Origin of the sequence: Micromonospora tarapacensis, assembly GCF_019697375.1 — a bacterium.
GTDB classification, from domain to species: domain Bacteria; phylum Actinomycetota; class Actinomycetes; order Mycobacteriales; family Micromonosporaceae; genus Micromonospora; species Micromonospora tarapacensis.
Window position 1 is genome coordinate 1,815,948 of the sequence record NZ_JAHCDI010000004.1, and the last position, 23,003, is coordinate 1,838,950.

Genomic DNA, 23,003 nt, shown 5'->3' on the forward strand with positions numbered 1-23,003 from the left:
AGAACGCATGACCGAGCGAAGCGGAGTGCCGTCATGACCGTCGTCCGGGACGTACCGGATCTCGCGACCCTGCAACGGCGGGCGGCGGACCGAGCCGCCGCCCGCGCCGGCGGCGCGGACCGGTTGCGTGGGCACATCGTCTGCGACGCACTGGTGCGGATCTTCACCACCGAGGGCGTGGAGGTCGTCGCGTTGCAGGGCCTCGACCTGGTCGTCGACCGGGGTGAGCTGCTGGCCATCGTGGGTGCGTCCGGGTCCGGCAAGTCCACCGTGCTGAACATCCTGTCCGGGCTGGACACGCCGACGGCGGGGATCGCCCGGGTGGCCGGCTACGACCTGCTGACCATGTCGGCCCGTAAGCGCCTGCGGTACCGGCGGCACACCGTCGGGTTCGTGTGGCAGCAGACCGGACGCAACCTGTTGCCGTACCTGAGCGCCCGGGAGAACGTGGAACTGCCGATGCGGCTGTCCCGGCGGGGTGGCCGGTCCGGGCGGCGGCGGGCCACCGAGCTGCTGGAGATGGTCGGCGTCGGCTACTGCGCGGACCGCCGGCCGGGCCAGATGAGCGGCGGCGAGCAGCAGCGGTGCGCCGTCGCGGTGGCCGTGGCCAACGACCCGGAGGTGCTCTTCGCCGACGAGCCGACCGGTGAGCTGGACGAGGCGACGGCCGCGGAGGTGTTCGCCGCGCTGCGCACCATCAATGCCGAGTTGGGGGTGACCGTCGTGGTGGTCACCCACGACCCGCAGGTCGCCTCCCAGGTCCGGCGGACCGTCGCGATCCGCGACGGCCGCACCGCCTCGGAGGTGCACCGCACCGCGCGGGTCGGCGTCGACGGCGTCGAGGAACTGGTCACCGAGGAGTACGCGGTGCTGGACCGGGCCGGACGGATGCAGTTGCCGGCCGGCTTCGTCGACGCGCTGGCGCTGCGGGATCGGGTGCGGCTGACCCTTGAGCCGGATCACGTCCAGGTCCGCTCCGGCGACGAGAGGGGTAACCGGTGAGCGAGCACGATCTGATCCGGGTCGAGGGGCTCAGCCGCGACTACGGCAGCGGCGAGCGGGTGGTCCACGCGGTGCGGGACGTGTCGTTGCGCGCCGGGCGGGGTGAGCTGGTCGCGGTGCGGGGGCGCTCGGGCGCGGGCAAGACCACCCTGTTGAACCTCATCGGCGGGTTGGACCGGCCCACCTCGGGGCGGGTGTGGGTGGCCGGCCAGGAGATCACCGCGGCCGGCGAGAAGGATCTGCTGCGGCTGCGCCGGGACACCGTCGGGTTCGTCTTCCAGTCCTTCGGGCTGATCCCGATCCTGTCGGCGGCGGAGAACGTCGGGGTGCCGATGCGGTTGGCGAAGGTGCCGGCCGCGCGGCGCGAGGAGCGGGTGTCGGTCCTGCTGGAACTGGTCGGGTTGGGGGCGCACGCCGCGCAACGACCGTACGAGATGTCCGGCGGGCAGCAGCAGCGGGTGGCGATCGCCCGCGCGTTGGCCAACGATCCGGCGTTGTTGATCGCCGACGAGCCGACCGGCCAGCTGGACTCGGAGACCGGCCGCGCGGTGATGGACCTGCTGCGGGCGCTGGTGCGTGCCCGGGGAATGACCGCGCTGGTCGCCACGCACGACCCGACGCTGGTGGAGCTGGCCGACCGGGTGCTGGTCCTGCGTGACGGCCGGCTGGTCGAGTCGACCGAGCCGGCACCCGTGTGATCAGTACGGATCGCCGCAGACCCGCCAGCCGCCGTCCTCCCGCACCACCGACAGGTCCCGTTGCTCGGTGTCGCCGGTGTCGCGGGTCAGCCGCACGGTGACCTCGCCGTGCGGCTGACCGCCGCGGGTCGCCACCGACACGTCCACGATCTCGTAGTCGCGCACCACCGGCGGGGTGCGTACCCAGCTGGTGAAGCCGAGCTGGCTCCACCGGGTGCGCGCGTCGGCGCAGAGGCGCTCGTACGCGCTGTCGGTGTCACCCGCGGTGACCTCCCGCAGGAACCCTTCCGCGGTCTCCCGGACCGGGCCGGCGGCCCGGGTGACGAGTTGCACGTTCCAGGCACCCAGCCCGGCGATCCCGACGCAGCACAGCGCCGTCGCCGCCGCGGCGACGGCGAGTCCGGTCCGCGCCGGATGGCGTCGCCGGGCCGGTCTGCTCCACGGTTGTGCAGCGCCCACACCATTCGACGGTAGAGAATCGGCCGCTCCGGCGGGCGGAAAGCCGGCCGGGCGCACCGGCCCGGTGCGCCCGAGGCCGGGCGGCTCGGCTGCGCCGGCCGGCCACGGCCTCGTCTCCGTCCCGGTCGGGGCCGGCCGCGGGTCAGCCCTTGATCTGCCGGCGGCCGTCGCCGGTCGCGCTGATGGTCACCCGGCGGGGCTTGGCCCGCTCGGCCACCGGGATCCGCAGCGTCAACACACCGTTGTCGTAGCCGGCTTCGAGCTTGTCGGTGTCGAGGGTGTCGCCGAGGAAGAGCTGCCGGCTGAACACGCCCATCGGGCGTTCGGCGGCGACGAGCTCGACGGTCTCGCCGGCGGGGCGGCGACGCTCGGCGCGGACGGTGAGCACGTTGCGCTGCACCGTGCAGTCGATGCTCTCCGGGTCGACGCCGGGCAGGTCGAACGCCGCGTAGAAGTGGTCGCCGTCGCGGTAGGCGTCCATGTGCATGACGGCCGGACGGCTGGTGGTGCCGAAGAACTGCTCGGCGAGCCGGTCGATCTCACGGAACGGGTCGGTGCGCATCAGCATCTCGTGCCTCCTCGGTTCTCCTGGCCGAAGGTTCCTAGTTGAGCCTGGTGGACTCAACTTCCACTTCAGTATTTAGCGCTCGCACCGCCGTGCCGTCAACCCGGTCGCGGGTGACGTGGGCGACACCGGTTTCCGCAGCCGGGTGCCGGTGTCGCCCACGCCGGCGTCAGCGGTCGCGCCTCGGCATCAGGGCGATCAGCGCGGCGGGCACCGCCAGGTGCATCGCACCCAGTGCGACCTTGGCGCCGCCCGTCGCGTCGACCTGGAAGAGCGGAACGAACGACAACAGGGCAACCGCCACCGCCAGTGCGATCCAGACGACCGTGGCCCGGCGGCCGACGAATCGCTCCATCAGGGCGAGGGCCGCCCAGCCGAGCAGTGCCGAGCCGAGCGAGAAGGCGACCACCGGGACGAGGTTGACGACCGCCTCCGGCTGCCCCGGGCTGCGCACGGCATAGTCGACGCCGCCGAGCGCGCCGATGATCCAGATCACCACACAGGACGCGGCGGCGACGAGCACGCCGACGGCGCGGCGGCGGCGCGGCGAGGTGGTGCTGCTGACGGGTTGCGCGGTAGTGCTCACGGCCACTCCTCAGGCGGGGGGACACCAACGGCCCGACCGTAACAGATTATCTCGTACGGGACTATATTTTCAGCAGACCGATCCGGTCGTACCACAGGAGCCGGTGCCGGAGAAGCGCTCGTCGACCAGACGCCGGATCGCCCGCAGGAACACCTCCCGGTCGACCTCGGGCAGCGCGGCCAGCACGTCCTCCTCCAGCCGGGCGGCGATCTCCTGTGCCTGACCGAGGACCCGTTCGCCCTCGGCGGTGACCTCGACCAGCCGGGCGCGCCTGTCGGTCGGCGTCGGCACCCGCCGCGCCAGCCCGGCCGCCTCCAACTGGTCCAGGGTCACCACCATGGTGGTCTTGTCCACCCCGCACAGCTCACCGATCTGCCGCTGGGTGAGGCCACCGGCCCGGGCCCGGGCCAGCACGCAGTGGGCCCGGGGTGAGATGCCGAGCTCGGCCAGGCCGGCGGCGTGCTCCGCGCGCAGCGCGTGGCTGGCCCAACTGAGCAGAAACATCAGGTCCGACGGGCGACCCGGCGACGGGAAGGTCATTCACCGAGGCTAACAAGATGTTCCGGCGCGGGATCGTTGTCCGGTCAGGTAGTCGCCGGGCCGGTGGTCGCGGCGCGTGACGTTGGGTGACGGTATGTGTCGGCAACGCCACGCTCCCCCTACCGGCGGGCTAGGGTGCTGCGATGGGCACGCATTCCGCCGCGGTCGAGGCGCTCAAGGCCGACCCCACCACCGCCTCGCTGCGCCGATCGTTGGAGGTCTACTACGGAGACCCGGGGCGGGACGCCGCGATGGACGCCTTCTACGCCCGCTTCGTGCGCCCCGGCGACCTGGTCTTCGACATCGGTTCGCACGTGGGCGACCACATCGGCAGCTTCCGCCGGCTCGGCGCCCGGGTCGTCGCCGTCGAACCGCAACCGCTGTGCCTGCGTGCGCTGCGCGCCATCTACGCCGACGACGACCAGGTCACCCTGGTCGAGGCGGCCTGTGGTGCCCAGCCCGGCCGGATCGGGTTCCTGGTGAACTCCGCCAACCCGACCGTCTCCACCGCCTCGACCGACTTCGTCGCGGCAGCCGCCGGCGCCGGTGGCTGGGAGGGCCAGGTCTGGGACGGCCAGATCGAGGTGCCGGTCACCACCGTCGACACACTGGTCGCCGAGCACGGCACGCCGACCTTCGTCAAAATCGATGTGGAGGGCTTCGAGGACGCCGTCCTCGCCGGTCTGAGCCGCCCACTGCCCACGCTGTCGTTCGAGTTCACCACGATCGGGCGGGCGGTGGCGCTGCGGTGCCTGCAACGGCTCGCCGCACTCGGCTTCGGCGGCTTCGACCTGGCGCTCGGCGACCAGAAGGCGCTGACCCTCGGGCGGTGGGCCGCGGCCGAGGAGATGGCCGCCCACCTCCTCGCCCTGCCGCACGAGGCCAACTCCGGCGACGTGTACTGCGTCAGCCGGCCCTCCTGATCGGGCCGGCGTGGCCCGGCGTCGACCTGCTTACGACCGCATCGGCGCTGTGGTCGGCGGCGGGCAACGCTCGGGCGTCCCCCAGGCTGGCGCTCACCCCGGGCCGGGCCACGGCCTCCGCCACGTGTTCGGGCACCGGATCGACCACATGCACCCGGTAGCCGGCTCACGTCAGTGGCTCGGCGTACACGCCGGTCGCGCCGCCGACATCCAGCACCGTCGCCGGTGGTCCGGGCAACACCCGGGTCAGCACGTCCCACGTACGCAGGAACTCCAACCTGCCCTCACCGGCAGCGCGCCGATCCCGGTCGCCGCCCCGCCGGTAGTAGTCCACGATCTCCGGTCTCAGCATTCCGCCGATACTGCGACCGGCACCGGCGGCGGCCAACCGGTTACCGCTCGCCGCGTCGGCCGGTCAGCCCCGGCGGCGGGCCCGGGCGGCCCAGATCGTGTATGCCGGGTCGCGGTCGAGGTTGTGCCGATCCCGGTCGTACCGGCGGGTGGTGCGCGGGTCGGCGTGACCCATCGCGTCCTGCACGTCCTCCAGCGGCACCCCCTCGGCGCGGGCCGTGGTGGCGAAGGCGTGCCGCAGCGAGTGCGGTGACAGTCGTGCCCACGCGGGTATCCCGGCGCTGCGGGCAAGCCGCCGGACCAGCCGGAACACCGAGTGCCGGTCGAGACGGGCACCGCTGGCGGTGACCAGCAACGGCCCGGTGAGCTGATGGGCTGCCACGCCCTGATTGGCGGCCCGCTGGGCCAGGTAGGCGTCCACCGCGTGCGCCGTGCCGGGGTCAGCGCCCGGCGGCGCGGCCGGCCGCCCTTGCCGACGAAGCGCACGCTGCGATGCCCCTGCTCCACCGCGAGGTCGGTGACGTCCAGCGAGACCAGTTCGCCGACCCGCAGCCCGAGGTCGGCCAGCAGGCTGACGGTGGCGCGATTGCGGGCGGCGGTCGGTCCCGTCTCGGCATCGGCGGCGGCGAGCAGCGCGTCCACCTCGTCGGGGGCCAGGCCGACGGTGGCCGAGTGGTCGCGATCGATCCGGGGCCGGTCGGCGTCGCCGACCGGATTCGCGTCGACCGCCCGCAGTTTGACCAGGAAGTCGTACCAGCTGGACAGGGCGGACAGCTTCCGGGCCACGGTCGCCGGGGTCATCGGGCGGCCGGTGCGGGCGACCAGGGTTGCTTCCAGCGTCCGCCCGTACTCGTTGACGTGCAGGAAGTTCGCCCGCAGCGGATCGAGCCGGCGGGCACTGCACCAGGTCAGCCAGTTGGCGACGTCGCGGCGGTACGCGTCGCGGGTGTGCGCACTCAACCGCCGGTTACGCAACCACGCGTCGGTGACGGCCATCGGCCCGTCGGGCAGGGCCGGGTGGGCCGGCGGGCGATACAGCACCGGAGTGTCGAGCGGACGCATGCGAGAAATGTTCTCAGCCCCGTTTCGGGTTGCCGATCAGGCGCGCCGACGCGATCAACGTCCGGCACGCCGAGGCCGGGACGGATCCCGGCCGCGTTCACCAACCGCCGCGAGGCCGACCGCCGAGCTGGGCCGCGGCGTCGGGCCCGACCCGTACGCTGACGTGGTGCTGTCCCAGATCAACGGTCTGTCCCGACACTTCACCGAGGACACTCTCCGGGCGTACCTGCTGAGCCGATCGGAGCGCACCGAGAGCGGATGTCTCATCGTTCGCGGCTACGGCGACCAGCGCGGCGTGCACCAGAAGCTCGCGGGCCGGGCGTGGGCACACATCGCGGCGTACGTGGTCTTTGCCGGCGGCTACGACCCCGCTCGCGAGATCCACCACGACTGTGCGGTGCCGGACTGCATCGAGCCGACCCACCTACGTCAGCTCAGCCACGCCGACAACTGCCGTGAACGGAGCCAGCGCCCGCGTTGTCGCAACGGACACGACCGGGAGGTCGAGCCGGCGACCGGCCGCCTGCGGCGGTCCTGCCGGATCTGCAACCGCCAGGCGCAGCAGCGCTGGCGCGAGCGTCAGGCCGCGGAAGTCGCCGAAGCACGTGCGTCGTACGGGCGGATTCCTACCTGATCCGCGGCCCGCCGGAGGGATCCGGGTCGAATCGGCAGGGATTTACACCAGCCTAAGTGCTTACGCACACTAACAGCCATTATGGTGTGCTCACAGCATGTCCCTTTTGTGGCTTTGATTATCTGAATGTCGTAACTGGTAATCCGGTAATTAGCTCAGGTCGGTGCGACGCCGGTGACCGAGGCATCCGCCCCGCATCCGCCCCGCATCCGCCCGACTTGATCAGTCCTCGGCGTTCGACCCCGGTGTCGGGCGAGTGCCCAGGACTCTGGCGGTGAAGGCCGCCAGTTGCGTCCGCATTCGTTCGGGCGGTACGCGCTCCTGGCCGGCCAGGTGTTCGACGAGGTCGGCTCGGGTGGCGGCGAGTAGTGCATGGGCGATGAAGTCGCTGTCGGCCATACCGGGAATCTGCTCCAGCATGACCTTGAGCAGGCTGTGCCATCGCTCGTAGTTCGCTGCCCGGTAGGGGCCGGCGCCCGCCGTTCCCTCCAGGGCCAGCGCGAGACGGCGGTTGTCGAGCTTGAAGCACAACAGGGCGTCGAGCAGGGCGGGTATGCGCGCAAGCGGCGGGGTGGTGGGCCCCAGGGGTGGCGGACCTGCCTTGACGGCGTCCATGGTCGGTTCGAGTCGCGCCTCGTACAGCGCCCGGAGCAGCCCGGTGCGGTCACCGAAGGCACGGAACAGCGTTGCTTTGCCGACACCGGCCGCCGCTGCGATGTCAGCCATGGTGAGGTCCTCCGGGCTCTCCCGGCGATTGAAGAGGGCGTCGGCGGCGGCCAGGACGGCCATCCGGTTACGGACGGCGTCCTTGCGGGGCCTGCGCTCGGTCATGCGACTCCCTGTTTGCGATCCGGACCTCGGGTCCGTATCTTTGGGATTCCGGACCGCTGGTCCGGATTTCGAGATGGAGATTACCCATGTCCGTACACACCCCGCCAGCGGACCTGTTCCGCAACAGTCTGCGGCTGCTGCTGGACAAGAACATTGCCGCCTGGGTCGACCTGTGGGCCGAGAACGGGCAGCTGGAGTTCCCCTTCGCCCCCGACGGCTGGCCCAGTCGTCTGGCAGGTAAGGAGGCCATCGCCGCCTACATGCGCCACTACCCCGACCACATCGACCTGCACGACTTCCCCGACCTGACGATCCACCAGACCACCGACCCGGAGACCATCGTGGTCGAGATGCGCGGTATCGGACGCCTGAGGGAGACCGGCAGCCCCTTCGACATGACCTACGTCGCCGTCGTCGCGATTCGGGACGGGCGCTTCACCTCCTACCGCGACTACTGGAACCCCCTCGCCGTCGCCGAGCCCGGCACCGACTTCACCAGGAGCAGCCGATGACCACCACCGGCACCACTCTGGTCATCGGCGCCACCGGCACCACCGGCAGCCGCACCGCCGCACGGCTGACGGCCGCGGGCCACCGGGTCCGAGCGGCCAGCCGGCAGGCCACCCCCGTCCCCGGTACGGAGCCGGTCACCTTCGACTGGTACGACCCGGCCACCCACCTCGACGCCCTCGACGGAACCGACCGCGTCTACCTCCTGCCACCCCTGGGCGAATCCGACCCGGCGCAGGTCATGCTGCCGTTCCTCCACCGGGCCCGCGCCGCCGGCGTACACCGCGCCGTGCTGCTCAGCTCCTCGGCCATCGCCCGAGGCGGCCCGGCGGTGGGAATGGTGCACCAGGCCCTGCCCGACCTGTTCGAACAGTGGGCGGTGCTGCGGCCATCCTGGTTCATGCAGAACTTCACCGGTACGCACGCGCACGCCGTGAGCATCCGTGCGGACGGCACCATCTGGACCGCAACCGGGAGCGGCCGGGTCGGCTTCGTCGACGCCGAGGACATCGCGGCCGTCGCCGTCCACGCCCTGACCGACGAACACGGCCCCAACACCGACCTCATCCTCACCGGTCCCGAGGCACTCAGCTACGACGACATCGCCACGATCATCACCGAGGCCACCGATCGACCCGTGGCCCACCGCCGCCTGCCCTACGAGCACATGCGCGATCGCCTCACGGCGCTGATGCCGGTGGAGTTCGCCGCGATGCTGGCCGACATGGACAGGGCCATCGCCGAGGGGTCCGAAGACCGCGTCACCGACACCGTCCAACGCCTCACCGGCCGGCCCCCACGCAGCTTCCGTGCCCTGCTGGAGAAGGAGACGCCATGGAACGATTGACGTGCACGGACGACCAACAGTGCTGGTTCGAGACCCTGCGCACCTTCGGCCTGGCCGTCGACGCCGGTGGAGCCGGCATTCCAGCGGCGGCATAGCAGCCGCTGCCAGCCTCGGAGATGATCAGGATGTCGCCGCCGCGTCCTCGGCGCCGGTTCCGCCGACTGCCGTGTTGACCGCGTGTCTGGCGGTCCCCGTCGCCGTCGTGCTGGTCGGCTGGTGGCTGCCGCTACTCGTGCCCATCGGTATGCCGCTGGCCGCGATCTGGCTGATCGCACTGTGGCTGTTGCGGGCAGCCCGACGGGTGGACCCACCAACTCGACCAGGCCCACTTTCCGGTCCCACGACGACCCGGTCGATCAAACTGGATTGATGTATTGTCCGGTCATGGCCTTGTCGCAACCCGCTCCGGCGTTCATCCGTCTGGCCGGGCACCCGTTGCGCTGGCAGTTGCTCGCCGCCCTCGCCCGCAGCGACCTGCGGGTCCGTGAGCTGGTCGCCCTGGTCGGCCGGCCGCAGAACCTGGTGTCCTACCACCTGCGGCTACTCCGCGACGGTGGCCTGGTCGCGGCCACCCGCAGCAGCTTCGACGGCCGCGACAGCTACTACCGCCTGGATCTCGACCGCTGCGCCGACGCGCTGGCCGGCAGTGGCGCCGCCCTGCACCCCGCCCTGCACCTGGGCAGCACCACACCGCCCCGGCCCGGCCGGCTGGCCCACCTCTCGGTGCTGTTCGTCTGCACCGGCAACAGCGCCCGGTCACCGATCGCCGAAGCCCTGCTCCGCCGGCACACCGCCGGGCGCGTGCGGGCGACCAGTGCGGGAAGCCACCCCCAAGCACGGCTGCATCCCCACGCGGTGCGGGTGTTGGCCGACCACTTCGACGTCGACGTCGCCGCACAACGCCCCCGGCACCTGGACACGCTCACCGGCGGCCGGTTCGACTACGTGATCACCCTGTGCGACAGGGCCCGGGAGATCGGTCTCGACGTCGGCGGCCGACCCCGCCTGATGCACTGGAGCGTTCCCGACCCGGCCGGCGGCGGTGCCGGCTACTCCGCCTTCACCGCGGTCGCGGCCGGCATCGACACCCGGGTGCGGCAGCTGCTGCCCGTCCTCGCCACCACCAACCCGAAGGAGGTCCAGCCGTGACCGGAGCCGATGAGTACGCCAGCGTCCGCTACCTCGTCGACGACGTACAAGCCGCCGTCGACTTCTACACCACCCACCTCGGCTTCCGCCTCAACACCAGCGCCGCGCCGGCCTTCGCCGACGTGGTGCGCGGGCCGCTGCGGCTGCTGCTGTCCGGATCCGCCAGTTCCGGCGCCCGCGCCACTCCCGTCGACGCCACCGGCCCCGGCCGCAACCGCATCCACCTCGTCGTCGACGACCTGGACGCCGACATCGCCCGTCTTCACGATGCGGGCCTGTCGTTTCGCGGCGAGCCGGTCGCCGGGCCCGGCGGGCGCCAGATCCTGCTCGCCGACCCCGCCGGCAACCTGATCGAGCTGTTCCAACCCGCCCACGAATCCCCTGCCGCGCCCACCGGCTGACCACGGCCCGCCTCGGCAGTGGCCGGACCGCCGGGTGGGACGCCAGACCAGGCTCGTCGCCCGATCGTCGGGTCGTCGCTGGAAGACGCTACGGCCCGGCCGGGCCGACCTCGGTCACCCGCCGCCGGCGGCGGCGGAACGGGAACCAGGACCGCCGGGGCGCGGGCGACGCCGTCGGCGGGCCGGCCGTGGGCGGCGCGCCGGCGGCGGGACGCGGCCCTCGGCCCGCCAACCCGCCACGATGGCGTCGGCGTTGACCGGACGCACCGCGACCCGGGGGCCGGACGGATTGCGCAACCATGCCATCACCTCGGCGTTCAGGTCGGCGACGCACGCCCGTACGGCCTGCTCGGTGGGCAGGTCGCGGACCTCGTCGGGCAGGCGTTCGATCCGGCGGCGCAGCAGCAGCGGGGTCGGCAGCAGCAGGTCCGTGGGCAGCTGCTCACGCTCCAGGAAACTCCTGATCCACCAGGACTCGTCGTAGGGCAGTCCTCGGCCGGGGATCGGTTTGCCTGCGCCGGGCAGGTTGTCGAACTCACCGCGTTCCTGTGCCGACCGGATCTGCGCCTCGACCGAGGCCGCCCACGCCTTGTCCAAGATCCGCCTCCTCCCAGGGCCAACCGTAACGTGCCGGCCGTCTCTCCGAACGGCAGCGCCGCCGCCTGGGCCGGCATTCCCCGGTGGCCTAGGCTCGGGCATGACGTGGGACGGGGGTCACGCAATGGTGAGTACCGCAGGGGTCGTCGGGATCGGGCTGGTCGCCCTGGGGCTGGTGCTGACGCCGGGGCCGAACATGGTCTACCTGGTGTCCCGGTCGGTGACCCAGGGCCGGCGGGCCGGGTTGATCTCGCTGCTCGGGGTGGCGGCCGGTTTCGCGGTCTACCTGGCCGCGGCGGTGGCCGGCATCGCCACCGTGTTCGTGCTGGTGCCCGCGCTGTACACGGCCGTCAAGCTGGCCGGTGCGGCGTACCTGCTCTGGCTGGCCTGGCAGGCGGTGCGTCCGGGCGGGCACTCGCCGTTCACCCCGGCGCCGCTGCCGCCGGACCCGGCCCGGCGGCTGTTCACCATGGGACTGGTCACCAACCTGCTCAACCCGAAGATCGCCATCCTGTACGTCTCACTGCTGCCGCAGTTCATCGACCCCGCCCGGGGCAACGTGGCGGCCCAGAGCCTGCTGCTCGGGCTGACCCAGATCACCGTGGCGTTGACCCTGAACGCGCTGATCGTGCTGACCGCCGGTGGCATCGCCGGTTTCCTGAGCCGGCGACCGCTGTGGCTGCGCGTACAGCGGTTGCTGATGGGTACGGTGCTGGCCGCACTGGCGGTACGGATCGCCGCCGACCGCTCCCGTGCCGCCGTGGCCACGCCCTGACCGGACCGGTCAGCCGGTGCGCTCGCGGAGCACGGCGACGCCGCCGGGCGGCAGGGTCACCGCCGCCTCGACCGGTTTCGCGGAGAGCAGTTCCACTCCCCGGGCCGGTACTCGCTGCTCGCGGTCGGTGTGGTTGAACAGGAACAGCCAGCTCGCGTCCTCGTCGCGGCGGCGTACCGCCTCGACGCCCTCGGGTGCGGTGGCGCAGACGGGGGCGACACCGGCGGTGCGGGCGACGGTGTCGAGCAGCCCACGGTAGGTGGCGCCGTCGGGCCGGGTGGACACGTACCAGGCCGCGCCGGCGCCGGCCCGGTGGCGGGTGACGGCGGGCCGGCCGTCGAGCACGCCCCCGGCGTACGAGGCGACGGTGTCGGCTCCGCTCAGGCGTAGCGTCTCGGCCCAGATCCGGCCGGTCCCGCCGTCGTCGAGGCGGACGTGGTCGTCGTCGGCGAGCGGGTGGAACTCCTCGGCCAGGACGCCGAGCAGGTCGCGCAGGGCACCCGGGTAGCCGCCGAGCCGCACCCGGGCGTGCTCGTCGGCCGCGCCGCTGAGGTACGTCGCCAGGAGGTGACCGCCGCCGCGGACGTACCCGCTCAGCCAGCCGGCGGTGGCATCGTCGACCAGGTAGAGAGCGGGCAGGACGAGCAGCCGGTACCCGTCGAGGGGGTCGCCGGCGGTGACGGTGTCGCAGCCGAACCCGGCGCGCCACAGGGCCCGGTGGACGGCCGCGACCTCCTCGTGGTGGCCCAGTCGGGTCGACGGCAGGCCCGGATGGCGCAGCGCCCAGCCACTGGCCGCGTCCACGACGAGCGCCACGGACGCCTCGACGGTGCCGCGAACCTCGCCGAGCCGGTCCAGCGCGGCACCGAGTTCGACGGCCTCGCGGAACACCCGGCTGTCCGGGCCGGCATGCGGCACCAGCGCGGAGTGGAAACGCTCCGCGCCGCCGGCCGGCGCCCGCCACTGGAAGAACATCGCGCCGTGGGAGCCGCGGGCGACGTGGCCGAGGCTGTGCCGGAGCATCCGCCCCGGCTCCTTGGTGTGCATCCGCCCGGCGGTGTGGATCTGGTTGGGCGCGCTCTCCATCAGCAACCAGGCCCCGGCGGTACCCGGCAGGCCGGCCGGCGGTGGTGCGGTGACCGGCCGGCGGCCGGCGGCGTGCCGGGCCCAGCCCCGGGCCAGGTCGGCGACGAGGGCGGTCTGCTCCTCGGCGGCGCCGTCGACGGCCGACGGGTAGTGGTCGACGGCGACCAGGTCCACCTCGGTGGCCCAGCGGGCGTGGTCGACCGGCACCCAGTCGCCGAGGACGTAGTTGGTGGTGACCGGGATTGCCGGGTTCGCGGCGCGCAGCCGGTCGCGCTGTTCGGTGTACGCGGCGAGCAGCGTGTCCGACCAGAAGCGGCGGAAGTCGAGCAGCTGACCGGGATTGGCCAGGTACTGGGTGGCCCGGGGGGTGCTGACTTGCGCCCAGTCGGAGTAGTGCTGGCCCCAGAAGCTGGTGACCCAGGCGTCGTTGAGACCGGCGAGGTCGCCGTGCCGGGCGGTCAGCCAGCGCCGGAACGCCCGGGCGGTGTGCTCACAGTGGCAGGTGGTGCCGTACTCGTTGTGCACGTGCCACAGCGCGACGGCCGGATGGTGGGCGTACCGGTCGGCGAGGGCGGCGGCGATGCGCAGCGCGGCGGTCCGGTAGGCGGGCGTGGCGGCGCAGTAGGTGTCCCGGCTGCCGTGGTGCAGGCGGACGCCGTCGGCGGTGACCGGCAGCGCGCCCGGATGGGCCAGGGAGAACCACGGCGGCGGCGAGGCCGTGGGGGTGGCCAGGGCGACCCGGATGCCGCCGGTGTGCAGCAGGTCGAGCACGTCGTCGAGCCAGTCGAAGGTGTACCGGCCGGGTGCCGGTTCCAGGCGGGACCAGGCGAACACGCCGACGGTGACCAGGGTGACCCTGGCCTGTCGCATCAGCGCGACGTCCTCGGCCCAGACCCGCGCCGGCCACTGCTCCGGGTTGTAGTCGCCGCCGTAGCAGAGCCGATCGCCGATCCCCATCGCACCACCACCATTTAGTTTAGGATGTGTCCAAACTATGGACCGAATTTGCCCATGTCAACGGCGTCCGCCCGTCTGAGATTGATGACCCTCGTTGACAGTTCGTTGGATACTTAAAGAAACTGTCGGCACCGCCCGAACGTCGTCGAGGAGACGCCGATGCCGTACCGACCGCCCCTGGTGCCGTACGAGACCTTCGTCGCCGACCCACCCGACCTGCCCGTGCGTGCCCCCGGCGAGGGCGGCCCGGCCGTGGTGAGCCGGGCCGAGGTCGCCGGCACCGACCCCACGGCGCGACGTTCAAGGCCGCGCTGGCCGACGGGGTGACCGCGGTCGTGCGGGTGGACGCGGCCGGCGACGGGGTGATCCGGGTACGCCTCGCCGAGGATCCCCGGGCCCGCAGCCGCTCCGCCCGCGTCATGCCGCTGGTCCGGCCACGCGCCCACCCGGCCATGGTCACCGCCGACGACCGGTACGTGCACGTCGACGCCGGTGCGGTGGTCGCCGAGATCCGGCTCGACCCGTTCCGGATCCGGTTCCTGCGCCCCGACGGTTCACCCCTGCTCGAGCAGGACGCCGGTACGGTCGACATCAGCGGCCGGCGGCGCACCCTGCCGTTCGGACACTCCACGGCCGACGGGGTCCGGGTCGCCTGGCACGAGAGCTTCGTCGCGCCGGGCGACGAACGGTTCGTCGGCTTCGGCGAGAAGTTCACCCCGCTGGACAAGCGCGGCCAGCGCGCCCTGATGTGGAACTTCGACGCGTTCGGCAGCGAGTCCGACCGGGCGCACAAGAACGTGCCCTTCTACCTGTCGAACCGGGGCTACGGAATGCTGGTCGACAGCGGGCTGCCGGTGCAGTTCGACGTCTGCCAGTCGACCCACAGCGCGGTGCAGATCCTGGTCCCCGACGAGCTGCTCGACTACTACGTGCTGGCCGGGCCCTCCCCCGCCGAGGTGCTGGGCCGCCTGACCCGGCTGACCGGCCGGCCGTACCTGCCGCCCCGATGGACCTTCGGCACCTGGATCTCCTCGGGCTTCTATCCCGACAGCCAGCAGCAGGTGCTGGATCGGGCGGCCCGCATCCGCGAGCGGGACGTCCCCTGCGACGTGCTGCACCTGGACTGCTACTGGCAGGTCGCCGGGAACTGGTCGGACCTGCGGTGGGACGCCGAGGCGTTTCCCGACCCGGCCGGGATGCTGCGTACGCTCGCCGGGCAGGGGTTCCGGGTCTGCCTGTGGACGAACCCGTACCTGATGACGGCGAGCCCGCTGTACGCCGACGCCGAGCGGGCCGGCTACTTCCTGCGCCGGCCCGACGGCACCACGTACGTCGCCGACGTGTGGCACGGCAGCTATCCGGCCTCGGCCATCGTGGACCTCACCAACCCGGAGGCGGTCGGGTGGTTCACCGGGCTGCTGCGCCCGCTGCTGGAGCAGGGCGTGGCGGTGTTCAAGACCGACTTCGCCGAGGGCGTGCCGGCCGACGCGGTGGCCCACAACGGGATGACCGGCGTCGAACTGCACAACGTGTACGCCCTGCTCTACAACGACGTCGTCGCCGGGGTCACCGACGAGGTGGCCGGCCACCGGGCGGTCTGGGCCCGCTCGTCGTACCTGGGTGGGCAGCGGCACAGCGCGCAGTGGAGCGGAGACGCCAACGCCACCTGGCCGGCGCTGGCCAGCACGATGCGCGGCGGGCTGTGCCACGGCCTGTCCGGGATGCCGTTCTGGAGTCACGACACCGGCGGGTTCCACGGCACCCCCGAGCCCGAGCTCTACGTCCGCTGGTCGCAGTTCGGCGCGCTGTCACCGCTGATCCGGTTGCACGGCACCACCAGCCGGCTGCCCTGGGACTTTCCGGCCGAGGCGGAACGGCTCGCGGTCGACGCGCTGCGGCTGCGCTACCGGCTGATGCCGTACCTCTGGTCGGCGGCGGTGCAGGCGGCTGCCACCGGCGTACCGATGATGCGTGCCCTGCTGCTCGACACGCCGGACGACCCGACGGCCTGGACCACCGACCTGCAGTACCGCCTCGGCACTGACCTGCTGGTCGCGCCGGTCACCGGTCCGTCCGGCCGGCGCGACGTCTACCTGCCCGCGGGCGACGACTGGCTGGACGCCAGCAGCGGCGAACGGCACCCGGGCGGCCGGCACCTGCGGGTGGCGGTGCCGCTGTCCCGGATGCCGCTGTACGTCCGCCGGGGGCGCTGCTGCCGCTGGTCGCCCCGGGCGCCACGGTCGGCGACGGGCCGTTCCGGGACGTCACCCTGGTCAGCTGGGGGGCGGTGGACGGGCACACGGTGGTGCACAACGTCGACGGCGACACGATCATCGAGGCGGTCCGCGACGGCGAGGAGTTGCGGATTCGGACCCGGGGGCCGCTGCGGGTGGGGCAGTTGGCTCTCGCGGGGGTCGGCGACGCCGACCGACCGGCCCGGTCACTGCTCAACGGTGCGGTGGTGACCGTCGTGCCCTTCGCGGGGCTCTTCCCCGCGCCGGGCTGACCGTCCCGCGCGGCGCCCGGCACTGGACGGGGCCGGGCGCCCCGCGGGACGGGGCCGGACCCGCCCGCAGCGACCCGGTCAGCCCTTCACCGCCCCGGTGATCACGCCCTTGGTGAAGTGCCGCTGTACGAACGGATAGATGATCACGGCGGGGACGACCGTCACCACCACCACCGCCATCTTGACCGCGAGCGTCGGTGGGTACGCGGTCACCCCGGGCAGGTTCACCGCCGTACCGGAGACGTTCGGCGACTGTCCGGCCAGGATGTAGCTCTGCAGCACCCGCTGGATCGGGAACTTGTCGTTCGAGTCGATGTAGAGCACCGCGTTGAAGTACACGTTCCAGTAGCCGACGGCGTAGAAGAGCCCGACCACGGCGATCACCGCCCGGGACAGCGGCAGCACGATCCGGGTCAGGATGCGCAGTTCACCGGCGCCGTCGATGCGGGCGCTGTCGAGCAGCTCGGCCGGCACGTTCATGAAGAACGCCCGGATCACCACCAGGTTGAACACGCTGATCGCGCTGGGCAGGATCAGCGACCAGATGCTGTCCTTGAGTCCCAGCCCGGTGACCACGAGGTAGCTCGGCACCAGCCCGGGGAAGATCAGGAAGGTGAGCAGGAAGTAGAAGAGCAGGCTCCGGTGGGCCACCGAGCCGGGTCGCGACAACCCGTACGCGGCGAGCACGGTGAGCACCAGGCTGACCGTGGTGCCGAGCACGGTGACCATGGTGCTGATCCACACGGCCCGGGTCACGTCGCCGCCGCTGAAGATGGTGATGTACGCCGACGGGTCGATCTCCCGGGGCACCATCACCATGCCGCCCGCCTCGTCGATGGTACCCCGGGAGGCCAGGCTGGTGACCAGCACCGCCCACAGTGGCACCAGCACCGCCGCCACCAGCAGGGCGAGCACGACCGCCCCGGCGACCGTGCCGGGCGCCGAGGACGGGCCCTCCCAGACCGGTCGGCCCGACCGCCGCCGTCGACGAGGTGGCGGGGACGCGCTCGCGGGCGACGCCGGCGCCGGGCCGGCGCCACTGACCCGTGCGGTCATTTCGAGTACACCCCCTGCTCGCCCAGCCGGTGGGCGATCTTGTTCGCGGTGAGGATCAGCACCAGCCCGACCACCGCCTTGAACAGGCCCGCCGCGGCGCCGAGCCCTCACTGCTGGGTGCTGATCGCCTGGTAGTAGACGAAGGTGTCGAGCACCTCGGCGGCCTCCCGCCCGACCGCCTCGCGTTGCAGGATGAACTGCTCGAAGCCGACCGACAGCGCGTCGCCGAGTCGTAGGATGAGCAGCAGCACGATCACCGGCCGCAGGCCGGGCAGGGTGATGTGCCACAACCGGCGCCACCGGCCGGCACCGTCGGCCGCCGCCGCCTCGTACAGATTCTGGTCGATGGCCGACAGCGCGGCCAGGAAGACGATCGCACCCCAGCCGAGGTCCTTCCACACCGCCTCGGCGGTCACCAGCACGATGAAGGTGTCCGGGTTGGTCATGATCTCCCAGGGCTCCAGGCCGGCCTGGCGCATCTCCTGGGCCAGCAGCCCGGCCCCGCCGAGCATCTGCACGAAGAACGTCACCACCAGCACCCAGCTGAAGAAGTGCGGCAGGTAGACCACGCTCTGCACGAAGCCGCGCACCCGGCCGGAGACGACGCTGTTGAGCAGGAGCGCCAGCAGGATCGGCAGGGGGAAGAAGAAGACCAGCTGGAAGGCGGTGATGGTCAGCGTGTTGCGCACCGCGTCCCAGAACGCCGGGTCGCGGAAGAGTGCCTCGAAGTTGCCGAAGCCGATCCACTCGCTGTGGAGGAACGCGTCCACGGGATCGTCGCCGACGAACGGGTTGTAGTCCTGGAAGGCGATGATGTTGCCCAGGGTCGGCAGGTAGTGGAAGACCAGCAGCAGCGCCGCCGCCGGCGCGGCCATCGCCAGCAGCGGCCAGTCCCGGCGCAGCCGGGCGCGCAGCGTACGCCGGCCCCGCCGGGTGCGGCGCGGCGGCGGACGCCCGGCCGGTGTCTGCCGGCCGGGCGTCGGTGTGACGGTGGGGGCGCTCACGCCGGCGTTTCCCGGTGCCGCGTTCGCATGCTCACCGGCCGTTGTCGGCGAGCGCCTTCTCGTGGAACGCGCGCCCCTCTTCGCCGCCGGAGTCCATGAACTCCCTGCGCACCTGTTCGAGGTCGCCGACCGGGCGGCGGCCCCGCACGATGTCGCGGATCTTGTCGTCGGTAGGTTGGATGATCTTCGACCAGTTCGCCGGCAGTTCCAGCTTGATCCCGGCGAACAGGTCCTTCTCCATCGAGTCGATGTGCTTGCGGTAGTAGCCGATGTAGTCCTGCACGTAGTCCGGGGTGTCACCGCTGCGTACCTTGACCGGCACCCGGCCACCGATGTGGGTGTACTGGGCACCCAGTTCCGTGCGGCCCAGCTCGGTCGGGGTCGGTGTGCCGTCGGTGCCCCGGGTGAAGTGCTGCCCCTCCGCGCCGTACTCGCGCAGTTCGAATTCCCGGCTGCCGAAGGGCGCCGCGCACCAGTCGAGCACCCGCAGCAGCTCGTCGACCCGCTCGGGAGGCAGGTCCTTCTTGAGGAAGGTGTAGAAGACCGGCTTCTCACCGCCCCAGATGACCGGCTGCGTGCCGCTGGCGCCGAAGACCGGCAGGGGCTGCATGTCGAAGGTGGGCAGTTCCTTGACCCGCTCGCTCTGCATGCCCTGCCAGGCGCCGAGCCCGTCCTGGTACATCAGGATCTTCCCCGCCTTGAACAGCTGCTTCTCGTCGGCGCCCTTGCTGGCCAGGGTGTCCGGGTGCACCAGGCCCTCGGCGAACAGCCGGGCGGTGAACTCCAGCGCGGCGGCGAAGGCCGGGTTCTCGAACTTGTGCTCCAGGCCGCCGTCGGGCGCCTTGCGCCAGGTCTGCTGGCAGCCGAAGAGCTGCTGGACCATCTCGAAGACGCTGCCGAAGGCCCACACCCCCTTGGCCGGGTCGGTGGCCTTCTTGCCGAACTCGTACAGTTCCTCCGGGGTGGTCGGTGCGGCCAGGCCGGCGGGGGCGAGCAGGTCCCTGCGGTGGAACAGGGCGTAGGCGAACGGCCCGTCGGTGGGAAACGGCACCGCGTACAGCCGTCCGCCCCAGACCGAGTACTCCCAGGAACCGGTCGGCAGCGAGGCCAGGTACGGGTACTTCGCGGCGGCGTCGCCCTTGAGGTGGTCGGTGAGGTCGGTGAACAGCGCCTTGACCGCGTCGGAGAATCGCGCGACCTTGTCGACCTCCCAGTTCGGGGCGGACAGCAGGTCGGGCACGTCCCGGGCGCCGAGCATGGCGTTGAGCTTGTCGGCGTACAGGTTGCCGTCCTGCAGGCTCGGGTCGACCTCCACGCCGAGTCGGCCGTTGACCGCCGCCAGGTACGCGTTGCGGCCCAGCGGCGGCGGGGCCGGTCCCCACCAGGGGCTCATCGTCCGGATCGGTGGGCCGCCCCGCCCCGGTGCCTCGGTGACCGCGTCGACGAGTCGGCTCGGGTAGCTGAGGTATCCGTCGGGGATCGGTCCCTCGCCGGCGATGTCCGGCTTGAGCAGCTCGACCCGTTGGTAGGTGGGCAGCACGGAGCGGATGGCGTCGGCGCCGGTGGCACTGCCCTGACTGCCGGCCTCCTTGCTGCACCCGGCCAGGGTGGTGCCGCCGACGGTCGCGGCGGCACCGAGGCCGAGCAGCCGCAGCATGGTCCGGCGGTCGGTGGATGCGCCCGGCAGGGAAGGCTTCACGGCGCACTCCCTTCGTGTTCGGTGGTGGTTTGCTGAGCAGGAGACTCCAGCTAGGATTAGTTGGGGTTCTAGCCGAACAAAGTAATCGACGGTAATCCGTCCCACAAGACAGGGCGGGCGGCCTGGTCGGTCCCGCCAGCGCGGTACGCGATGATGGACGCGCGCCGCGACACCGGCGCAGGGAGCGGGCAGATCGTGATCAGCATCGACAACGAGCCGCAGGCGACCGATCTGGGCGACGTGCGGGTCGCCAACCGGGCGGTGGTGCTGCGGCACGTACGCCTACACGCCCCCTGCTCCCGAGCCGACATCGCCGCCCGCACCGGGCTCAACAAGGCCACCGTCTCCAGCCTGGTGACCGAGCTGATCGGACAACGGCTGGTCCGCGAGACCGGGCTGACCGAGAACCGGGTCGGCCGGCCGGCGACGATGCTCGTGCTCGACGGCGAGCCGTTCGCCGCCCTGGGCCTGCAGATCGGTGCGGACGAGCTGGCGGCCGTCGCCATCGACCTGGCCGGCAACCGGCTGCTCACCTGGCGGCGGGCCTTCGCCGCGACCGCCGCCTCCCCGCCGAGACGCTGGCCGCGCTGGCCGCGCTGGCCCGCCGGGCGATCGGGCGGGTCACCACGCAGGGCCGCGCCGTGCTGGGTCTCACCGTCGGCGTGCCCGGGCTGGTCGACGCGGCCGGCGCCGTGCCACTGGCCACCGCCCTCGGCTGGCGCGACGTCCCGGTCGCGGCCGACCTGCAGGCCGCGCTGCGGAGCCGACCTTCACCGTCGGCGTCGACAGCGTCGCCAACCTCGCCGCCCTGGCCGAGCAGCGGCACGGTGCGTACGCCGGCACGACCGACCTGGTGCACCTGACCGGCGGGATCACCATCGGCGCGGGCATCATCGCCGCCGGCCGGCCGCTGCGCGGCGGGCGCGGCTTCGCCGGCGAGGTCGGGCATCTGCCGCTCGACCCGTCGGGCCCGGCCTGCGCCTGCGGGACACGCGGCTGCCTGAGTGCCCTGGTCGGCCTGCCCGCCGTGGTGCGCCGGCTGCTGCCCGACGCCGAGGTCGACGGCCAGGTCGTCGACTACCTGCCGGAACTGGAGCGCATCGTCGCCCTGGCCCGGCAGGACGACCCCACCGTGTGCAGCGGGCTGGCCGAGACCGGCCGGCACCTCGGTCGCGGCGTGGCGGTCCTGGTCGACCTGCTCAACCCGGAGGCGGTGGTGCTCGGCGACCACTTCGCGGCCCTGGCACCCTGGCTGCTGCCGGCCGCCCGGTCCGAGCTGGCCGCCCGGGTTCACGCGCCCGGCGCCGGCGGCTGCCGGCTGGAGGCCTCCACACTGGATCCGGCCGCCGCCCTCGGAGGTGCCACCGCCGCGCTGGCCGCCGTGGAGGCGGGACGCCTGCCCGCCCGCTGATCCGTCCCGGCCCCGTCGGCGCGGCCGGGGCGGGCCGCCACCTCGTCGAGTCTTGACCCGATCCGTCGTGGGTGCCAACCTCGAAGCAAGCCGTTCCGTTCGGGCATTCGGAGCGGCTTGCTTTCCACGGTTTGTCGAAGCGCTTCGCCAGCGTCCGGGCCGACGACCGTCATCCACCATGACCTGCGATGCCGCTCGGCCATCCGCCGTCGAAGCGCTTCGACCTCCGGCGCGCCGGGCACTGGAAGGCGATCCACCATGACCGACCACCCCACGCCCGCACCCCGCGACCGGGTCGGCGACCTGCTGGCCCGGCTCACCCTGCCGGAGAAGATCGGCCTGCTGCACCAGTGGCAGGCCCCCGTCCCCCGGCTCGGCCTGCCGGCGTTCCGCACCGGCACCGAGGCGCTGCACGGTGTCGCCTGGCTCGGCCCGGCCACCGTCTTCCCCCAGGCTGTCGGCCTGGCCAGCAGCTGGAATCCCGACCTGGTCCGCGCCGTCGGTGTCGCCGTGGGCGACGAGGTACGCGCCAAGCACCACAGCGACCCCGAGCGGGTCGGCCTCAACGTGTGGGCCCCGGTGGTCAACCCGCTGCGCGACCCCCGCTGGGGACGCAACGAGGAAGGCTGGTCCGAGGACCCGTGGCTGACCGGCCGGCTCGCCACCGCGTACGCCGAGGGTCTGCGCGGCGACCATCCCCAGCGGCTGCGTACCGCCCCCACCGTCAAACACTTCCTCGGCTACAACCACGAGACCGACCGGGCCACCACCTCCAGCGACCTGCCGCCGCGGGTGCTGCACGAGTACGAGCTGCCGGCCTTCCGGGCCCCCCTCGCCGCGGGCGCGGCGGTTGCCGCGATGGCCTCCTACAACCTGGTCGACGGGGTGCCGGCCCACCTGAGCCCGCTGATCGACGGCGAGTTGCGCCGGTGGGCGCCGAACGACGTGCTGGTCGTCGGCGACGCGGGCGCGGTGAGCAACCTCGCCGGCGTGCAGGGCCACCTGCCCGACCACGTCAGCGGGTTCGCCGCCGCGTTGCGCGCCGGCATCGACAGTTTCACCGAGGACGACAGCGACAGCGCCCCGACCCGTGGCCGGCTGACCGAGGCCCTGGCCCGAGGGCTGATCACCGCGTCGGACGTGGACCGCGCGGTCCGCCGCGTGCTCGCCCTCCGGCTGCGCCTGGGTGACCTCGACCCGCCGGACACCGACCCGTACGCCGTGACCGGCCCGGACGTCGTCGACTGTCCGGCGCACCGGGAACTCGCCCGCGAGGCCGCCCGCCAGTCGATCGTGCTGCTGCGCAACCGCGGGCTGCTTCCGCTCGCGCCGGGGCCGCGGATCGCCGTACTCG

At 72.5% G+C, this 23,003-nt stretch carries 23 protein-coding genes and 5 pseudogenes; 16 read left to right on the top strand and 12 right to left on the bottom strand.

Annotated features, from left to right (window positions below):
• Positions 1 to 33: 33 nt before the first annotated feature.
• Positions 34 to 1,002, top strand: coding sequence for an ABC transporter ATP-binding protein (locus tag KIF24_RS14160; RefSeq protein ID WP_221084435.1), 969 nt, complete (start codon positions 34 to 36; stop codon positions 1,000 to 1,002).
• A complete protein-coding gene (locus KIF24_RS14165; RefSeq protein ID WP_221084436.1) occupies positions 999 to 1,700 on the top strand; it encodes an ABC transporter ATP-binding protein in 702 nt (233 codons plus the stop codon). The genes KIF24_RS14160 and KIF24_RS14165 overlap by 4 nt, the downstream gene beginning before the upstream one ends.
• On the opposite strand, the gene KIF24_RS14170 is transcribed toward KIF24_RS14165, so the two are convergent.
• From KIF24_RS14170 to KIF24_RS14185, 4 genes are all read right to left on the bottom strand, one after another.
• Positions 1,701 to 2,159 carry an Rv0361 family membrane protein gene (locus KIF24_RS14170; RefSeq protein WP_221084437.1) on the bottom strand — a complete coding sequence of 153 codons (459 nt, stop codon included), beginning with the start codon at positions 2,157 to 2,159 and terminating at the stop codon, positions 1,701 to 1,703.
• Between the two features lie 142 nt (positions 2,160 to 2,301).
• The gene (locus tag KIF24_RS14175; protein WP_221084438.1) at positions 2,302 to 2,727 is read right to left on the bottom strand and encodes an Hsp20/alpha crystallin family protein; all 426 of its coding nucleotides are present in this window, start codon (positions 2,725 to 2,727) and stop codon (positions 2,302 to 2,304) included.
• 166 nt (positions 2,728 to 2,893) lie between these two features.
• On the bottom strand, positions 2,894 to 3,310 hold the full coding sequence (locus tag KIF24_RS14180) for a DUF6069 family protein (RefSeq protein WP_221084439.1): 417 nt from the start codon (positions 3,308 to 3,310) through the stop codon (positions 2,894 to 2,896).
• A 69-nt stretch (positions 3,311 to 3,379) separates the two neighbouring features.
• Complete coding sequence (locus KIF24_RS14185) at positions 3,380 to 3,850, bottom strand: MarR family winged helix-turn-helix transcriptional regulator (RefSeq protein ID WP_221084440.1); 471 nt, start codon at positions 3,848 to 3,850, stop codon at positions 3,380 to 3,382.
• Positions 3,851 to 3,993: 143 nt separating this feature from the next.
• On the opposite strand from KIF24_RS14185, the gene KIF24_RS14190 reads away from it, so the two are divergent.
• Positions 3,994 to 4,773, top strand: a complete 780-nt coding sequence (locus KIF24_RS14190; protein WP_221084441.1) for an FkbM family methyltransferase — start codon at positions 3,994 to 3,996, stop codon at positions 4,771 to 4,773.
• Here KIF24_RS14190 and KIF24_RS14195 read toward each other — a convergent pair.
• Both KIF24_RS14195 and KIF24_RS14200 read right to left on the bottom strand, forming a co-directional pair.
• Positions 4,757 to 5,125, bottom strand: a pseudogene (locus KIF24_RS14195) (class I SAM-dependent methyltransferase). The gene KIF24_RS14190 and the pseudogene KIF24_RS14195 overlap by 17 nt on opposite strands.
• Before the next feature lie 63 nt (positions 5,126 to 5,188).
• Positions 5,189 to 6,186: pseudogene (locus tag KIF24_RS14200) on the bottom strand (tyrosine-type recombinase/integrase).
• A gap of 166 nt (positions 6,187 to 6,352) precedes the next feature.
• Between KIF24_RS14200 and KIF24_RS14205 the strand changes: the two are divergent.
• A complete protein-coding gene (locus KIF24_RS14205; protein ID WP_221084442.1) occupies positions 6,353 to 6,820 on the top strand; it encodes an HNH endonuclease in 468 nt (155 codons plus the stop codon).
• Between the two features lie 222 nt (positions 6,821 to 7,042).
• Here the strand turns inward: KIF24_RS14205 and KIF24_RS14210 are convergent, their stop codons facing one another.
• Positions 7,043 to 7,651, bottom strand: a complete 609-nt coding sequence (locus KIF24_RS14210) for a TetR/AcrR family transcriptional regulator (RefSeq protein WP_221084443.1) — start codon at positions 7,649 to 7,651, stop codon at positions 7,043 to 7,045.
• Between the two features lie 86 nt (positions 7,652 to 7,737).
• Between KIF24_RS14210 and KIF24_RS14215 the strand changes: the two genes are divergently transcribed.
• The 5 genes from KIF24_RS14215 (at position 7,738) to KIF24_RS14235 (ending at position 10,558) form a co-directional block, all read left to right on the top strand.
• On the top strand, positions 7,738 to 8,163 hold the full coding sequence (locus KIF24_RS14215) for a nuclear transport factor 2 family protein (RefSeq protein WP_221084444.1): 426 nt from the start codon (positions 7,738 to 7,740) through the stop codon (positions 8,161 to 8,163).
• On the top strand, positions 8,160 to 9,008 hold the full coding sequence (locus tag KIF24_RS14220; protein ID WP_221084445.1) for an NmrA family NAD(P)-binding protein: 849 nt from the start codon (positions 8,160 to 8,162) through the stop codon (positions 9,006 to 9,008). The genes KIF24_RS14215 and KIF24_RS14220 overlap by 4 nt, the downstream gene beginning before the upstream one ends.
• Before the next feature lie 169 nt (positions 9,009 to 9,177).
• The gene (locus tag KIF24_RS14225) at positions 9,178 to 9,378 is read left to right on the top strand and encodes a hypothetical protein (RefSeq protein WP_230415593.1); all 201 of its coding nucleotides are present in this window, start codon (positions 9,178 to 9,180) and stop codon (positions 9,376 to 9,378) included.
• A gap of 14 nt (positions 9,379 to 9,392) precedes the next feature.
• Complete coding sequence (locus tag KIF24_RS14230; RefSeq protein ID WP_230415595.1) at positions 9,393 to 10,157, top strand: arsenate reductase/protein-tyrosine-phosphatase family protein; 765 nt, start codon at positions 9,393 to 9,395, stop codon at positions 10,155 to 10,157.
• Positions 10,154 to 10,558 (top strand): VOC family protein, encoded by a 405-nt coding sequence (locus KIF24_RS14235; protein WP_221084447.1) that lies wholly within the window; start codon positions 10,154 to 10,156, stop codon positions 10,556 to 10,558. Before KIF24_RS14230 ends, KIF24_RS14235 begins: the two co-directional genes overlap by 4 nt.
• A 114-nt stretch (positions 10,559 to 10,672) precedes the next feature.
• Here the strand turns inward: KIF24_RS14235 and KIF24_RS14240 are convergent, their stop codons facing one another.
• Positions 10,673 to 11,155, bottom strand: a complete 483-nt coding sequence (locus tag KIF24_RS14240) for a DnaJ family domain-containing protein (RefSeq protein ID WP_221084448.1) — start codon at positions 11,153 to 11,155, stop codon at positions 10,673 to 10,675.
• A gap of 124 nt (positions 11,156 to 11,279) precedes the next feature.
• Here KIF24_RS14240 and KIF24_RS14245 point away from each other — a divergent pair, with 124 nt between their 5' ends.
• Entirely contained in the window at positions 11,280 to 11,930 is a 651-nt protein-coding gene (locus KIF24_RS14245) for a LysE family translocator (RefSeq protein ID WP_221084449.1), read from the top strand.
• 9 nt (positions 11,931 to 11,939) lie between these two features.
• On the opposite strand, the gene KIF24_RS14250 is transcribed toward KIF24_RS14245, so the two are convergent.
• Complete coding sequence (locus KIF24_RS14250; protein WP_221084450.1) at positions 11,940 to 13,973, bottom strand: beta-galactosidase; 2,034 nt, start codon at positions 13,971 to 13,973, stop codon at positions 11,940 to 11,942.
• 159 nt (positions 13,974 to 14,132) lie between these two features.
• On the opposite strand from KIF24_RS14250, the gene KIF24_RS32830 reads away from it, so the two are divergent.
• Both KIF24_RS32830 and KIF24_RS14255 read left to right on the top strand, forming a co-directional pair.
• Positions 14,133 to 14,300: a hypothetical protein gene (locus KIF24_RS32830; protein ID WP_230415597.1), complete on the top strand. Its 168-nt coding sequence runs from the start codon at positions 14,133 to 14,135 to the stop codon at positions 14,298 to 14,300.
• Positions 14,297 to 16,438, top strand: coding sequence for a TIM-barrel domain-containing protein (locus KIF24_RS14255; RefSeq protein ID WP_331461127.1), 2,142 nt, complete (start codon positions 14,297 to 14,299; stop codon positions 16,436 to 16,438). The genes KIF24_RS32830 and KIF24_RS14255 overlap by 4 nt, the downstream gene beginning before the upstream one ends.
• A 119-nt stretch (positions 16,439 to 16,557) precedes the next feature.
• On the opposite strand, the gene KIF24_RS14260 is transcribed toward KIF24_RS14255, so the two are convergent.
• The 3 genes and pseudogenes from KIF24_RS14260 to KIF24_RS14270 form a co-directional block, all read right to left on the bottom strand.
• Positions 16,558 to 17,535: a carbohydrate ABC transporter permease gene (locus tag KIF24_RS14260; protein WP_221084451.1), complete on the bottom strand. Its 978-nt coding sequence runs from the start codon at positions 17,533 to 17,535 to the stop codon at positions 16,558 to 16,560.
• Positions 17,532 to 18,410 (bottom strand): annotated as a pseudogene (locus KIF24_RS14265) (ABC transporter permease). Before KIF24_RS14265 ends, KIF24_RS14260 begins: the two are co-directional and overlap by 4 nt.
• A gap of 160 nt (positions 18,411 to 18,570) precedes the next feature.
• Entirely contained in the window at positions 18,571 to 20,238 is a 1,668-nt protein-coding gene (locus tag KIF24_RS14270; protein WP_221084452.1) for an extracellular solute-binding protein, read from the bottom strand.
• A gap of 153 nt (positions 20,239 to 20,391) precedes the next feature.
• Between KIF24_RS14270 and KIF24_RS32835 the strand changes: the two are divergent.
• From KIF24_RS32835 to KIF24_RS32850, 4 genes and pseudogenes are all read left to right on the top strand, one after another.
• Positions 20,392 to 20,568 (top strand): annotated as a pseudogene (locus KIF24_RS32835) (sugar kinase); the annotation flags it as partial.
• Positions 20,569 to 20,879: 311 nt separating this feature from the next.
• Positions 20,880 to 21,101, top strand: coding sequence for a hypothetical protein (locus KIF24_RS32840; protein WP_230417264.1), 222 nt, complete (start codon positions 20,880 to 20,882; stop codon positions 21,099 to 21,101).
• Complete coding sequence (locus KIF24_RS32845; RefSeq protein ID WP_230416419.1) at positions 21,047 to 21,649, top strand: ROK family protein; 603 nt, start codon at positions 21,047 to 21,049, stop codon at positions 21,647 to 21,649. Before KIF24_RS32840 ends, KIF24_RS32845 begins: the two co-directional genes overlap by 55 nt.
• Before the next feature lie 258 nt (positions 21,650 to 21,907).
• Positions 21,908 to 22,759, top strand: a pseudogene (locus tag KIF24_RS32850) (glycoside hydrolase family 3 protein); the annotation flags it as partial.
• Between the last annotated feature and the right edge of the window lie 244 nt (positions 22,760 to 23,003).

Coding starts and splice junctions, on each gene's coding strand:
- KIF24_RS14230 (WP_230415595.1), top strand. CDS start 9,393: ATGGCCTTGTCGCAACCCGCTCCGGCGTTCATCCGTCTGGCCGGGCAC.
- KIF24_RS14210 (WP_221084443.1), bottom strand. CDS start 7,651: ATGACCGAGCGCAGGCCCCGCAAGGACGCCGTCCGTAACCGGATGGCC.
- KIF24_RS32830 (WP_230415597.1), top strand. CDS start 14,133: ATGCCGTACCGACCGCCCCTGGTGCCGTACGAGACCTTCGTCGCCGAC.
- KIF24_RS14160 (WP_221084435.1), top strand. CDS start 34: ATGACCGTCGTCCGGGACGTACCGGATCTCGCGACCCTGCAACGGCGG.
- KIF24_RS14260 (WP_221084451.1), bottom strand. CDS start 17,535: ATGACCGCACGGGTCAGTGGCGCCGGCCCGGCGCCGGCGTCGCCCGCG.
- KIF24_RS14250 (WP_221084450.1), bottom strand. CDS start 13,973: ATGGGGATCGGCGATCGGCTCTGCTACGGCGGCGACTACAACCCGGAG.
- KIF24_RS14220 (WP_221084445.1), top strand. CDS start 8,160: ATGACCACCACCGGCACCACTCTGGTCATCGGCGCCACCGGCACCACC.
- KIF24_RS14215 (WP_221084444.1), top strand. CDS start 7,738: ATGTCCGTACACACCCCGCCAGCGGACCTGTTCCGCAACAGTCTGCGG.
- KIF24_RS14190 (WP_221084441.1), top strand. CDS start 3,994: ATGGGCACGCATTCCGCCGCGGTCGAGGCGCTCAAGGCCGACCCCACC.
- KIF24_RS14185 (WP_221084440.1), bottom strand. CDS start 3,850: ATGACCTTCCCGTCGCCGGGTCGCCCGTCGGACCTGATGTTTCTGCTC.
- KIF24_RS14245 (WP_221084449.1), top strand. CDS start 11,280: ATGGTGAGTACCGCAGGGGTCGTCGGGATCGGGCTGGTCGCCCTGGGG.
- KIF24_RS14175 (WP_221084438.1), bottom strand. CDS start 2,727: ATGCTGATGCGCACCGACCCGTTCCGTGAGATCGACCGGCTCGCCGAG.